General features: G+C 62.4%; 9 protein-coding genes, 1 tRNA gene and 1 pseudogene. 2 read left to right on the plus strand and 9 right to left on the minus strand.

What is annotated here, in order from left to right:
* Positions 1-8: 8 nt before the first annotated feature.
* The 7 genes from Aple_RS21005 to Aple_RS21035 all read right to left on the minus strand — a co-directional run bounded on the left by Aple_RS21005 (position 9) and on the right by Aple_RS21035 (position 9,233).
* A complete protein-coding gene (locus Aple_RS21005) occupies positions 9-1,100 on the minus strand; it encodes an IS630 family transposase (protein ID WP_155346346.1) in 1,092 nt (363 codons plus the stop codon).
* A gap of 43 nt (positions 1,101-1,143) precedes the next feature.
* Entirely contained in the window at positions 1,144-1,590 is a 447-nt protein-coding gene (locus Aple_RS53355; protein ID WP_281361585.1) for a very short patch repair endonuclease, read from the minus strand.
* Positions 1,591-1,925: 335 nt separating this feature from the next.
* On the minus strand, positions 1,926-3,212 hold the full coding sequence (locus tag Aple_RS21015) for a DNA cytosine methyltransferase (RefSeq protein ID WP_155346347.1): 1,287 nt from the start codon (positions 3,210-3,212) through the stop codon (positions 1,926-1,928).
* 108 nt (positions 3,213-3,320) lie between these two features.
* On the minus strand, positions 3,321-4,568 hold the full coding sequence (locus tag Aple_RS21020) for an RNA polymerase subunit sigma-70 (protein ID WP_155346348.1): 1,248 nt from the start codon (positions 4,566-4,568) through the stop codon (positions 3,321-3,323).
* Positions 4,569-4,657: 89 nt separating this feature from the next.
* Complete coding sequence (locus tag Aple_RS21025; protein WP_155346349.1) at positions 4,658-5,248, minus strand: hypothetical protein; 591 nt, start codon at positions 5,246-5,248, stop codon at positions 4,658-4,660.
* Positions 5,249-5,262: 14 nt separating this feature from the next.
* On the minus strand, positions 5,263-6,918 hold the full coding sequence (locus tag Aple_RS21030) for a DEAD/DEAH box helicase (protein ID WP_155346350.1): 1,656 nt from the start codon (positions 6,916-6,918) through the stop codon (positions 5,263-5,265).
* Complete coding sequence (locus tag Aple_RS21035) at positions 6,915-9,233, minus strand: ATP-binding protein (protein ID WP_218038437.1); 2,319 nt, start codon at positions 9,231-9,233, stop codon at positions 6,915-6,917. Before Aple_RS21035 ends, Aple_RS21030 begins: the two co-directional genes overlap by 4 nt.
* Before the next feature lie 1,675 nt (positions 9,234-10,908).
* On the opposite strand from Aple_RS21035, the gene Aple_RS21040 reads away from it, so the two are divergent.
* Complete coding sequence (locus Aple_RS21040; protein WP_155346352.1) at positions 10,909-11,718, plus strand: DUF6551 family protein; 810 nt, start codon at positions 10,909-10,911, stop codon at positions 11,716-11,718.
* Positions 11,719-12,381: 663 nt separating this feature from the next.
* Here the strand turns inward: Aple_RS21040 and Aple_RS21045 are convergent.
* Complete coding sequence (locus tag Aple_RS21045) at positions 12,382-12,615, minus strand: hypothetical protein (protein WP_155346353.1); 234 nt, start codon at positions 12,613-12,615, stop codon at positions 12,382-12,384.
* A 232-nt stretch (positions 12,616-12,847) separates the two neighbouring features.
* Between Aple_RS21045 and Aple_RS53360 the strand changes: the two are divergent.
* Positions 12,848-13,261: pseudogene (locus tag Aple_RS53360) on the plus strand (transposase); the annotation flags it as partial.
* 161 nt (positions 13,262-13,422) lie between these two features.
* On the opposite strand, the gene Aple_RS21055 reads toward Aple_RS53360, so the two are convergent.
* Positions 13,423-13,498 (minus strand) — tRNA-Arg (locus Aple_RS21055).
* Positions 13,499-13,626 lie beyond the last annotated feature (128 nt).

Consider the following 13,626-nt stretch of genomic DNA (forward strand, 5'->3'; position numbering starts at 1 on the left):
CTGCCGTACTAGTGTGCCGCGCCAGAAATTCGTCGGCAATATCGGGCGAGTGATTCGAGGATCTCCTCGGCGGTCTTCTTCCAGACGAACGGGCGCGGGTTGTCATTCCACTGCTCGATCCAGGCGCGGATGTCCTTCTCCAAGGCTTGGACGCTCTTGTGGACTCCGCGCCTGATCATCTGGTCGGTCAAGAAGCCGAACCACCGCTCCACCTGGTTGATCCAGGACGAGCCGGTCGGGGTGAAATGCATGTGGAAGCGGGGATGGCGGGCCAGCCAGGCCTTGATCGCCGGAGTCTTGTGCGTGCCGTAGTTGTCACAGATCAGATGGATGTCCAGCTCGGCCGGGACGGTCTTGTCGATGGTGATCAGAAACTTCTTGAACTCGGCGGCGCGGTGCTGGCGGTGCAGTTCACCGATGACCGTGCCGTCGGCGACGTTGAAGGCGGCGAACAGGCTGGTGATCCCATTGCGGACATAGTCGTGGGTGCGGCGCTCGGGCATGCCCGGCATCATCGGCAGCACGGGCTGTGAGCGGTCCAGCGCCTGGATCTGGGACTTCTCATCCACGCATAAGACCACGGCCCGCTCGGGCGGGTTGTGGTAGAGGCCCACGACATCGACGACCTTCTCCACGAACAGCGGATCGGTCGACAGTTTGAAGGTGTCGGCCTGGTGAGGTTTGAGGCCGAAGTCGCGCCAGATCCGCCCGATCGTCGACCTGGACAATCCGCTGCGCTCGGCCATCGAGGTCCGCGACCAATGCGTGGCGTTGCCGGGTGTCTGCTCCAGCGTGGCCACCACGACCTGTTCGACCTGGTCCAGGGTGATCGAGGCCGGCCGGCCCGGGCGTTGCTCGTCCATCAGCCCTTCCAGCCGCAGCTTCACGAACCGGTTGCGCCATTTGGAGACCGTGTCGCGATGCACCCGCAGGTCCTGAGCGATCTGCTTGTTGTCCCGGCCGTCGGCACACGCCAGCACGATCTTGGATCGCATCGCCAGCACCTGCGACGATTTCGCCCGCCGCGCCCAGCGTTCCAGTGTTGCCCGCTCCTGCTCGGTCAATTTCACCTCGGCCTTCGGCCGTCCCGTCCGCGCCATGACGACAGTCTAGACTTAGCCGATGAATTTCTGGCGCGGCACACTAGATGTCTCTCCGGCTGGTCACGGCCTCAGCGATCCGCTCGGCCGCTTCATGAGGTGACTCGTGCTCCCAGACGCGGATGACTAGCCAACCGGCATCGGTGAGGACGCGATCAGTGTCTCGGTCCCGGGCTTGGTTCCTGGCGAACTTGTCGTTCCAATACTGGTTGTTCTCATGGGAGGCCCTGTAGTGGTCGGGGCATCCGTGCCAGAAGCAACCATCGGAGAACACCGCCACTTTGATCCGTCCAAAGACGATGTCGGCGCGCCGCCTAAACCCTTTGATCGGCTCGGTATCAACCCGGTAGCGGAGGCCGAGGCTGTGGATGGCCTTGCGTAGGGCGAGTTCTGGTTTGGTGTCTTTCCTGCGGTTTCCCCGCATTGAAGCGCGAACCGCGTGAGAACTCGCCCAGGATTTGTCCGCCAGTGCGTGGTCGTGGGGAAGCACGAGTCCTTGGGAGATAGCGATCTTCCAAGCCGCAGCCAGGTTCCGTGCCCTGGTGGACTCTTCGACCTCGCCCAGGTACTCAAACTCGGTCCTGCCCGCGTTCGACCATCGGAGGTTGGCGCGGATGCGGCGTGCGCCCCGTGGGAGCTTCAATTCGACCGACGCCTGGGCGACTCTGCCGTCCCCGAGATCGACCCTGCGTCGGTTCGATCCGCCTGCAGCGCGGTCTTGCTCGGTCGTACGCGCGGATCTAGGGAGATTCGGTTTGGGGCGCCAGGCGCTGTCGGGGGGAGAGTCCTTCTTCCAGCGCCCCGCATCTTGGCGTTCGGTTGGGCTCACGTGGGCTTCTCCGCTTTGTCGAGGACGACCGCGACGGCTTCGGCGAAGGCCTGCCCGAGTAGTACGGGAACGGCGTTGCCGAGCTGCCGCATTTTCTCTCCGCGGGATCCTGCAAGGGTCCAGTTGTCGGGGAAGGTCATCACCCGAGCGGCCTCACGTACGGACATGTAACGATGGGAACCATCATCGAGTTTGACCACCGATTCTCCGCCCGGTACGCCGTGAACGCCGGCCTTCACCGTCTTCGCGGGGCGGTCCAACTCGTTGGGGGTGTGGCCTTTGTAGATCCGCGCGTCGGGCCAGCCGATGTGATCGACGAATCCGCCGAGTCGTCTTTCCTTGCGATCCAGGTGATCAATGGGGATGGGGGGGAGCCTTTTCTGTTCGTCAATGCCTTCGATGGCGTCCCTGAGCGTTCGCCAGGCGGCTGCCCGGTCGCCGGTACCCGCTAGTGATGTCTGTCGTGGAATCCTCGCCATGGCCATCTCTCGGACGTGTTGGGGGACTTCTGGGTGCCTATCCCAGTATGTTCCGTCGGTCATGGACTCATAGAGACTCGATTCGGAGAACTGCGGCTTCACCAGCTCTTGGAATCTCATCATGTCCACGCCCAAGTCCTGCCGAAAGGCGATGAGGATAACGCGATTTCTGACCTGCGGGACCCCGAAGTCCGCCGCGTTCACCGCGAAATGCACGACATCGTATCGCTCATGCGCTGATCCGCTGTCGTCGTCGATCAGTTCGCGTAGTCTCGCGTCGTGCTCGTGCCAGGCGCTGCCTTCGCGGCGCTGCTCGAACGGCAGCGTGAATTCCCTCTTGATGTACTCGAAGTACGGAGCGAACGACGGGCGTAGGAGTCCCCGTACGTTCTCGCAAATGACGGCCTTGGGTCGCATTTCCCGGACGGCACGGAACATATGCGGGAAGCCGTTGCGCCCATCCTCGTCCCCCCGGCCGTTCCCTCCCAGGCTGAATGGCTGGCAGGGTGGCCCGCCCGCGAGAACGTCGACCAGCCCGACGAGATGGTCGAATTCGACCTTGGCGACATCGCCGCGCAGAAGTGGCGGATCTTCCCCGACTTCGGGAACCGGAGGACGGTCTTCCCCGACGTCATAGGGTCGCGCGCCGTTGGCGATAAGCGTTTCGCACGCGTGCTTGCCGAGCTCGTTCAGGAGCAGAGGTCTGAAACCGGCTCGCCCGACGGCCATCACCAGTCCTCCGCCGCCCGCGAACAGCTCGACACTCGTTCTGCCCTGATTGGCGAAGGCACCCAGCTCTGACATCGGAAAAGTGTACCGCGGAGTTGATGATCGAAACTACCTCTCCATCAAGGAAATCGGAAGGAGGTTCGAATTCCCCACGGGCATGGAGCCCGATGGCTGTGGCGGGGCTTACGAGTCGGGTGAACGGGCGGCGCATGTGTCCGGATCGCAGACATGGCGGATGGTCATCGTGTCCTGTTCGAGCCGGAGGATTGCCGCGAGTTCGCAGCCGAGGGCCATGCCCCGCTCTGCCGCTTCGAGCCGTACGCTCGACATCTGCGCCGCTGCGGTGCCTCTTCGGAACGTGATCTGACGTCCGCTGCCCTCGATTGTGAAGATCCTTTCCATCGGCGCCTGGCGTAGTCCCAATCGCCACGTGATCCATGGGCTGACGACTACGCCGCTTCCTCGCGCGATGTCCTTGTCCACCTTGAGACGGAAAGCGAGCAGGCCCGATTCCTCGTTGTGGACCGCGTTGTCCGGTTGTCGCGGCTCCTTCTCGTCGGCGCTGATCGCGCCCCGCTCGACGAGACCGATCCGCCCGTCATAGGTCAATCCGACGCGGGCGCTGATCAGGCACTGGTGGATACGGGAGTTGCTCACGAGGTAGCGGCGGCGCAGTTCGGCTGTGAGGTCACGGCGCGAGAGCGGCCCTAACTCGGTCAAGATCTCGATCATCGCTTCCAGCGCGTCAGAGTAATCGTACGCGCCGTCGCGAGGCCACTCGGTGAGCGCCCAGGTGCCCTCCGGGCGTACCTGACGGAATCGGTTGTCTCGCCGAAGCGCTTCGGTCGTCGCTTGAGCCTTCTGCCCGATCGCTTCGGAGATCGCCTCCGCACGCCTTGGTTCACCCTGGTCAGCCAGCCAGAGGTAAGCGGCGTCTCGTTTCTTGGCACCCCTGCGGACCCAGACACCCGAATCGTCCAGTGTCAGTGGGCTCTTGGCGGCGGACATGATCGAGCGGATGTCGAGGGATTCAGGGATCCCGGTGGCCGTCGCGTGTTCCCGCAACTCGTCCTTCCTGTACGGGGCTTCTTTGGCCAGCTCTCGTAGGAGCGCGTCCAGGGCGTCGGTCTTGAGCGCCCAGTGGTCGCTAAGTTCCTTCGACCATGCCCTGGGATGGCACAGGCCCTCCGCGACCAGGAGCGAGGCGCGAGCGACACCGCTGGCGTCGCGGAGGGTCTGCGACAACTCTTCATCGGATATCACGGTTCGTGTCCGCAAGAGTTCTCGGATCTTGGTGGACCATGCAGGGTCGGCTCGCCGCGCCGCCTCGACCAGCCAGCGCCCGGCGCCCGAGATGATCTGTTGGGCCCTCTGGTGAGTGACTCCATGCGCTCGACCGATGCTGCGGTACGTTCGGTTCTCCGCGCGCATAATGAGCATGTCTCGCGAGCGTGGGTCGAGCGCCCGCCACGCCTTGACCAGCCAGCCGTCTGCCTTTGCTTCCTCACCTGTATCGTGCATCAGAGCGCATCCACGTGAACGATCTCCAGTCGACAGCGGGCGCCGATCTTGCGGTTCGTCTCCTGTTCGTCAGCGGGGATGGGCTTCTCGAAGGAGCTCACCACGCACAGCACCCACGGTGTGACGTCGCCGAACACCTCGGCCTTGATCGCGGCCCAGACGAGGTGCTTGAGCTGCTCGGACGGTGCCCATGTGAAGTGGCGCTCCTCTTCTCCGCAGCGGACACGGACGCGGAGGGGCTTGATGTCTCGTTTGCCGGGCACGATCTCCCAGCTTGGTCCCATAGCTCGTTCCACCAGGTCCTCAGCTCCCGCGAGCGGGTTCGCGACGTATTTGGCGTACCCTCCGACTCCGTACCGAGCGCGAGCGTATTCCTTCATGGGACTTTCCTTGATCCAGACGCGAGCTTTCTCATCGCTCAAGAAATCGCGGAGCCTGCCGCCAACCTCCGGATCGTCCATCCACCGGCTGTAGATGGCGCTGCGCTGGTCGCCGGTCAGGTATGACCAGCCGAGTTCTTCGGCGTCGGCGAACATCTTTTTGACGATCTTGTCTTTGAGTTCGGGGCTCATCGCGATAGGAGAGGGCATGGAGTGGCTCCTGTTTATTCGGGGAATTGCAGGCGCACTTCGTCGGCTGCGGTTTCGAGGCTGGCCGCGTCTTGAATCCAGTGATCGAGCAGCGTACCGGCGGTTTCGTCGCTGAACTCGATTCGAGAGCCGTGAGGTAGGCGCACACGAAGGTCTTCGTGTTCAAAGGCTTCCAGGGCGCGACGCAAGTCCAAGGTCGCCGCGACGCGGCGGATGTCTGTGACGAAATCCAGGACCTTCAGCGCCTTTTTGCCTGGGCTGAGCCGCAGCCCACGGCCGAGTTGCTGGACGAAGATCCGTCGGCTGTGCGTCACTCTGAGGAACGCGATCAGGTTCACGTCTGGGACGTCGACGCCCTCATTGAACACGTCGACGCAAGTGATGATCGGAACTCGTCCGAGTCGGAACTCATTGAGGAGGATCTGGCGACGCTGGCGGGCCAGGCCGCTGTGCAGGTACGACGCCCGTCGCCAGGCGTTGTCGGATGTTGCCAGCATGTTGGCCATCCGCTCGGCGTGCTCGATCGTCTGGCAGAACAGGATCGCCCGCGGATCCGGAGTCGCCCGCCATGCCTCGCGCAACTGCTCGATGATCTCCTCATCCCGCTGAGGTAGGAACAGGGTCTTGTTCAGCTCCTTGATCGAGTACCCATGTCTGCTGTTCTTGCGGATGGTCTCCCAGTCGAGGTTGTCTACGAACAAGCGGTAGTCGACCGCTGACAGATAGCCAGCAGCCATCCCTTCCGCGATGCTCATCGTGTAACTAGGCCGGCCGAACCTCGCGGTGATGTCGAACTTGTCGCCCCTCCATGGCGTCGCGGTGACACCGAACTGCCCGGACTCGACACACAGATTGAGCAGTTCGGCGAAACGTCCGTTCTCACCTACGTGATGGGTCTCGTCGATCATCACGAGCTCGGGTGGCCACCCTGCGCGGACCGCACCGAGGACCGATTCCACGGTGCCGACCAGGACGCCGTCGAGCGACGACGGTTTCGTGTCGCCCGTCAACAGACGGGTGGGAGTCCTCTTGTCGAGATGACGCCACAGCGCTCGCTCCAATTGCTCGACCAATTCCTTCATGTGCGCGGCGACCAGCACCCGCGCGCCGGGCTTGGCTTCTAGGAAGCGGCGGATCACTTCCCCGCCTACAACGGTCTTGCCGAGCCCGGTAGCCAGCACGAGCAACGCGCGCCCGGTGTCCGACAAATCCCCCCACACAGCGTCAGCGGCCGAGAGCTGATAGTCGCGAAGCGCGTATTCCGTCGGGACCCGGTCCGGCATCCGCTCCCAGATCGCGGCCAGAGTCGGACCATCCCACACGGTGATCTTGATACCGACCGATTCGAGCGCGCGACGACGCTCCTCCGCCGAGCGGTTCAGCCCGAGATTCGTCACGAGCACTGCGCGATCGGCCGCGTATCGGGTGCGTGCCCGTTCGACCTCGTCGATTCCCGAGCGGTCGATCGCCCTCCGGCTCGACCACTTGCACTGGAACACCCACTGCTCGCGCTCTCGTACGGCCAGGATGTCCGCGCCTTGGTCGTTCGCGCCGTCCACTACGCGGACGTCCACGAATCCCAGATGCCAAAGCGCCCTCTCGACCGCGTGAGGAAGCCCGAAGGGACCGCCATCGAGGAGCGCCCCCGCCGACAGGAATCCGCCGCTCATGACTCGCTGGCGATCTCGTCGGAGAGCAGTCTGATGCTCAGACGGGTCCGGAGAAGCTGCTGCGGGCTGAGATCGGAGCTGTCGAAGCTGACCAAGGTAGCGATGTCCGTCAAATATCCGACCACTCTCGCGAGGCTGATCCGGCGCGCCGACATCGCCGACACCGACGTGTACGGGCCGACGAATACGTTGCCGTCCATGAACGCCTCCGGCCACGACTCCAGCAATTTCACCGTGAACAACGGTGGGACGTACATCAAGAACTCACTGGTTTCGCCCAGCCTCCCCGTAAGAGCGACCTGACCGTTCGCGATCATCGCGTTCTCCGTCGCGGTGAGTTCGTCCGGAGACAAGTACTGGTAGGCGCGGGGCGGGTCGATATCGACCCGGCTGGCCATCCGCATCCTTAGGTCGGTCAGCAACTCCCTCGCTTCACCGGCGACGACGTCGGCTTTCAGCGCGTGATCAGGAAGGCATATCGCCCGAAGATCGGCGACCAACTGAGCGTGGGTCAGTCCAGTCTCCGCCTTCACCTTCAGGACCGTGGCCAGTTCGACGAGCAGCAGGTCGGCTGGTTCGACCCCGAGTTTGGAGAACACTTCATGATCCCCGTCGATGAAGGCGGTGGCTCTGCCGCCCGCGCTCTGGGCGATAAGGACCGGAGTGACCAGGCCCAAGTCGTCAGTGAGCTGCGCGCCTTTCAGAAGTCTGGTCTCGACTTGGAGGAAACCGACCTTGGGGGAGCCGAAATCGCGCGACAGCTCGGGCATGGCTCGGGAGTTCGCCCGGTATCGAGCCAGGCGATCTTGCGCGGTCTCTTTCTTGGTCGGGGGAGCTTTCGCGGTGGACGAATCGCTCGCGTCGTCATCAGGTTTGGAGGGGCTAGGTCGCGAGCCGCTGACGTCGATGCCGAGCGCGTCGAGTACGGCGGCCTCATCCGGCCGGACAGGGGAGTTGTTCTGAGCGATGTCGAGCTTGGCCTTCTTGCCCTGGGAGTCGTGCGCGACAACGGCGTTCCACCAGAGCTGATCCGTCTGATACTCGGCGTCCCCGCGGTGGAACAGGTCCGCCCAGCGCCGAGTGGTGTCATGGATCGGACGGGCGCCATCGCCGGGGATCAGATAACGGAGTCCCGCGTCGTTCCGCCGGTAACCCTTGAACAGCCGGGCCAGCGGGCTCGGGTTCTCCAGGTATCCCAGGCGCTTGGCCTTCTCGGGCTGCAGGGGACCGGGACCCCTGAGGTAGTCGATCGCGGCCCGCCAACTGCGGTCCCCATACTCGAACGCGTTCTTCTGATACGTGACCGGCACATGGTCGAGGTGGATCTCACCAATGATCCTGCCGCCCTGATGCGCCATCTCGACCGGGTACTCGATGTCGACCAATCCCTGTGGATCGTTGGGGTTGGACCACTCGAACAACCGCTTATCCCACTGAAGGATCTTTCGGCCGTTCCGCAGGAAGTCGATGCCGTACTCGCGCTTGTGGAGATGCCGCTGAATCCCCAGCCACCCGTGGATACGGCGATCGCGCAGCGTCAGCCGCTCACCTTCACACTGTTCGCACTTCCCCTTGTTGGGGATTTGCCAGTTCCCGCAGTCGACGCAGGCGTCGGCGGGCTCGAATCGCTCGTCGATCTCGATGTACGCCGGGATTCTCTCGGAAGAAGCCCCGCCCCCGAAGATCACGTGCCGATCGTCTCCCCAGCGGCAGTGCCGCTTGGGTTTGACCCGCTGCCCGCCGACCCAGAGCTCATAGCCCTTTTCGTCCAGGATGTACGAGTACGCGCGACCGAGCGTGGACCGTAGATTGGCCGCGTTCCTAGTTAGCCAATCCGCGCGATCCGGATGGAGTCGAGAGATCTCGATCTTCGTTCCGTGCTCGTTCGGCTCGGCCTTCGGCTCGCTGATGTCCTCGGCCTCGAAGTCGTCCCCGATCCGATCGAGGTCGATCTCTACGCCGATCCAGTGCGGGTCGCCCGCCCGGGTCGTGAGAACACGGGTGCGCCTACCCAAGCGCGCGGTGCTGACGTTGAAGCCCATGCCGAACAGGCCAAGCTTGTCGAAACGATCGTTGTTCGACCAGCCGGCTCGGACCGCGAGCTCCAGTTCTTCGTAGCTCATCCCGCGCCCGGTGTCCTGGATGACGACCTTCGCCTCGTGGGACTTCGCGCCATGGGACGGCAAGCTCACGCTCACCTTGAAGCCGCCTGCCCACGGAACGCCGGACTTCATGATCTCCGTGAAGTCATCGAAGGCGTTGTCCACGAGCTCGGCGACGCATTGCCACTCATCGAACTCGATCTCGCCTAGCATCTTCAAGATGCGAGACGACGGCGTGATTTTCAATTTTCCTCCGTGCTCGGATCAGTATTTTGGGCACGCCGAATAGAGCGAGGAAGGATTGCGTCTCAGTTCGACGACGACATACCCCAACGCGCACATCGATCAGTTAATAGCTCAGGCTATGCCAGGAGGGGGCACCTTGATGGCCCAAACTTGTATACCCGTGCGATGTGTGTTAAGCGCGACAATCGTAGATGCTTCAGACGCTCGGTGCCGCGGGAGGCAAGGCTTCTTTTGGATCATTCCATGTGGCCCCGACGGCTCCCCAGCAGAGGGTCGCGCACACCTCCACTGACACTGCGGATGCCGAGGATTCATCCGGGCAGGTAGCAAGCATGATCGCGTATTTGCACGTTCTGGGCCGGGGGAGTTGGGGAAGCGTCGTCACGGCATGATGATCTGCCATGTTGGTGCGCCTAGCCCACCTTGCCGTGACGAACACCTTCTCGTTCCTGCGGCTGCTGTCTGGAGGTTGGCGTGGCGGTGCGGGTTAAGCGCGGTCGGGGGGCGCTTCCCCGCTCCGCCACGCGCAGAGGGGGCTCCCCGGCCAATGCGTCTCCGGGTGTCCAGCCCTAGGAATCCGTAGTGCTGGGCTGAGACATCCGATCGGCGGGAGGTGTCAAGTCGGTCCGGATTGACCGCCGACGCGAACGGCGAGTTGCGGGCAGCGGGTGGCCCGCAGATGCGACCGGGACCGAATCACTCCACGGGATGGACTGGGAGCCTGGACACCGCACATGTGGAGAACTGTCTACGCATGAGGATCGATGATCTGCGTATGGAGTTCTCGCGAACGGACCGCAACACCCAGCCGACTGGCGGATCCAAGAGTCACATCAGCGAGTCGGCAGAGCCAGTCACCTCGCTCCATAGTCCGGCAAACACCTCGCTCCATAGTCCGGCAAACGCATCGCGACCCGGCCGATTTCACCCCTTCGGTGATGCCAAGTGCTACGCCTTGAGTCATCGACGGCTCGACGACCTCAACGCGGGTGCCTCCGCAGGCTCCTACTCGCCACAGAGGATCTCTCGTTACTTCTTTGTTATCAATTCAGCATCTCAAGCCTAACCAGGCTTGAGACCAGGGCAAATTAGGCCGGGCTTGAGCCCAACTGCCTTGGTTTGCCGGGTGCTGAGATGATGGGTATCTGCGGTCTAGTTGTGCTCTAGTCATCTCCGTCGTTATGGTGACCAGACACGGGCCTGAAGGGTGTTGAGCGCCGACACAGGACGGCCTTCCGATCGAGAAACCGTCCTGATAGGTCATCAAATAATGAACCTCAAGTCCTGGAAGGTCTGGGGGGCTTTCGCTACAGCGGGGGTGGGCGTTGCCGTGAACCTCGCTACTGAGTGGAAGTACAACCTGCTGGCATGGGCTGCAGTGCCCGTCCTGAGCGCACTGGCACTGTGGCTCGCTTCTATGGCTGATCGGGGTGGACAGCGTGAGGTTACTGGCCATATGGGGCAGCAGATCCTGCCGGTCTTGCGCTGGGAAGAGCGAAACGGACACGCTCACAGGATGGTATCAACGACGAGCGAGAAGGTCGCAACCGAGTTTCTCAAGCGGGTTCCACCTCCACTGGATTCGCCTTACGAACCACCTCGCCACAGCTCTAGCCAATTCTAGATACGGAGGTCTCGCCCCATGGCCAAGTCTCGTTTCCAGTATGTTCTCCCAGATCACCGCGTTGAGTACGGCGTTGAGGTCGATATCGACTCGCTAAAGATCGATGAAGAAGCGCAGCGTGGGCTCAACCCGAAGCGCGCGAAGAGTATCGCTGACGGCCTGATCGTGGACGCTCTCGGCTCGATCGTGGTCTCTGAGCGCGCTGACGGCAACCGGTACGTCGTTGATGGCATGCACCGTTCCGAGGCCTGCAGGATCAGGGGTCTTCGGACGATCAAGGCGGAGATTCACTACGGCCTCACTCAGCAGCAGGAGGCGACTCTCTTTCTTATCAAGAACCGGGAGTCGGCCAAGGTCAGCACGCTGGACGAGTACAGAGTCGGTCTAACCGCCGGGGATGCCCTCTGTGTCGGCGTGGATCAAGTACTCAAGAGCCATGGCCTTGGTCTAGGTTCGAGCTCGACGAACAGTGTGGGCGCAGTATCGGCCGTGCTACGCATCACGAGGCAGTATGGACCGGAGATCCTAGATCGAACCCTGAAGGTGGTTGAGACGGCCTGGGGCAGGGACAAGGAGTCCTGGGACGGCGTGATTCTGGGCGGCGTAGCGATGTTCCTTAGTCGTCACGGTTCCAGCATTGATGACGATGAGCTGGGGAAGAAAATGCTCAAGCGGGGATTGGCAGCGCGGTGGCGATCTGAAGCTTTGACCCGAGCATCGAACGGCGGCTACAACAACAGTGGCACCGGGTCGCGAGAGAGTCAGTGCTACCAGATGGTCGTCGAATGCTGGAACAAGGGGCGAACTGCCACCAACCGCGTCGGCTAATTTGATCCAAATGCCGGCACAGCGGCGCAGAACGAACGGGGCTTTACCACCCATGCGGCCGATCATTCCAGAATGATTTTGTGCGGTGCAGATAGTGCCGCAGCTACTCCTGCCGAACGTTCAACTATCGGACGGTTTAGAGGCTACAGGCTTGGCCCGGCCGAACCGGCCGCGGCCCGCCCACCACACCAAGGTCACCAAAGGACTGGGCGGCCGGGCTAGCTATGGCCTTCAAGCTGATCGAGTCGGTCAGGCCCTGTTAACGCGCCCCACCTCGTTGCCCCGGTCCGCGCCGGAACGAAGTTCATTTCGCTGAATCCGTAGGGACGCGCGTATCAATGACAAGCTCAGCCTGCGAGGCCAACGCGCCAAATGAGATACGGGTATCACGTATCGCTCGACTGTCCTGATGAGTGTCAACGGCAGGCCAATCATGGCTCTAACGCAATTCCGTGATCATCTTAAATGGGCTGCCAAGTTTGGTGATCATGCCTGGGTGAGGGGCCAGTGTGCTGCTGGTGATCCTTTTTTGACGTGGCTGGATTACTGGATTAGAGGTCGGCGGGGTCTTCGTATCCGGGCGATCGATGAGGGTCAGCACGAGAACAAGCGGGTCTGGGGCAGAGTGCCCGGCCCTGCGGGCGGATGTCGCAGGGACTTTGTTCAGAGATCTGGGAAGGTCTTTGTGATGATGGCCAGAAGTTCTCGTGCGCGCTCGCGGTCAAGCTGAATGGTTTGACTCACCTTCTTCTCAGACTGGCGCCCGTCCGAGCCGTAAGTGCTTAGCTGTAGCAATGGGCCCTCGCCGGTGAGGATTACCTGGTACCCGCAGTCCACCTCAGTAGGGTGTGGGCTGGAGGCCTTGTTCGCCTGAAAGAAATCTCTGATCTTCGCCATGAAGCCATTCTGAGGCAAACGCTCTCGATCAAGGAAGTGTTCGTCCAACAATCAGGCGTCGGTGCAAGGGGAGATCAGCTTGTTCACGCGTTCAAGGCGTTTGGCACCTACGCCGAGGGTGACGTCCCCTCGTGTGGTGTAACTCCAAGTTTGTAAGCAAGGCCGGGACATGGACGAGCCATCGTGTTAAGTCAGCGGGTGCCCGACCAAAGGTTCGAGGGAACACCACACGATGGCTCTGGACCACTTTGCCCTGCTCGACCTGCTGGAATCCCTCAAAGCCGATGCCGACGACATCATCCGCCGCTCGGCGCAAGCCCTCATCTACGCGGAGGCAACCGCAGTGATCGGCACCCCCTGACCCGCGCACCGAGCGGCGGATGCCACCGCGACGGCTACCGCGACCGGCTGCTCACCACCACGGCCGACGATCTGGAGCTGAAGATCCCCAAACTGCGTTCCGGGTCGTTCATCCCCTCACTGCTGAAACGCCGCCGCCGAATCGATCGTGGCGCTGCTCGCAGTGGTCATGGAGGCTTACTTGCACGGGGTGTCCATCCGCAGCGCCGATGACCTAGTCAAAGCACTCGGGGCCGACACCGGGATTTCCAAAAGCAATGTCTCTCGGATTTGCGAGGACCTGAACGGGGGAGCGACTCGGCGGCGAATCTCGAGACGCTGGGCGATGACTGATCCTTTGGGACCGCATTGGAACCGGCAGCCCCAATCCGCCGTATCAGGCCCGTAGATCACCGGACATGAAGAAGGCCTGTCACCTGTGTTTGCGCAGATGGCGGGCTGTCTCGCTGGTGCCCCCGGTAGGAATCGAACCTACGACACCAGGTTTAGGAAACCTGTGCTCTATCCCCTGAGCTACGGGAGCGGGACCTGCAGGCTAAGCCTAGCGAAAGTGCGGGGTTGTGCGCGCCACGATATGCGCGTCGGCTGGGAGTGTGGGTCATCAGTGCTCTGACCTGCGGTAAAGGGCTGGCAAGGGGGGCGGCTGGGGGG

It is taken from the genome of Acrocarpospora pleiomorpha (assembly GCF_009687885.1).
Classification (GTDB): Bacteria; Actinomycetota; Actinomycetes; order Streptosporangiales; family Streptosporangiaceae; genus Acrocarpospora; species Acrocarpospora pleiomorpha.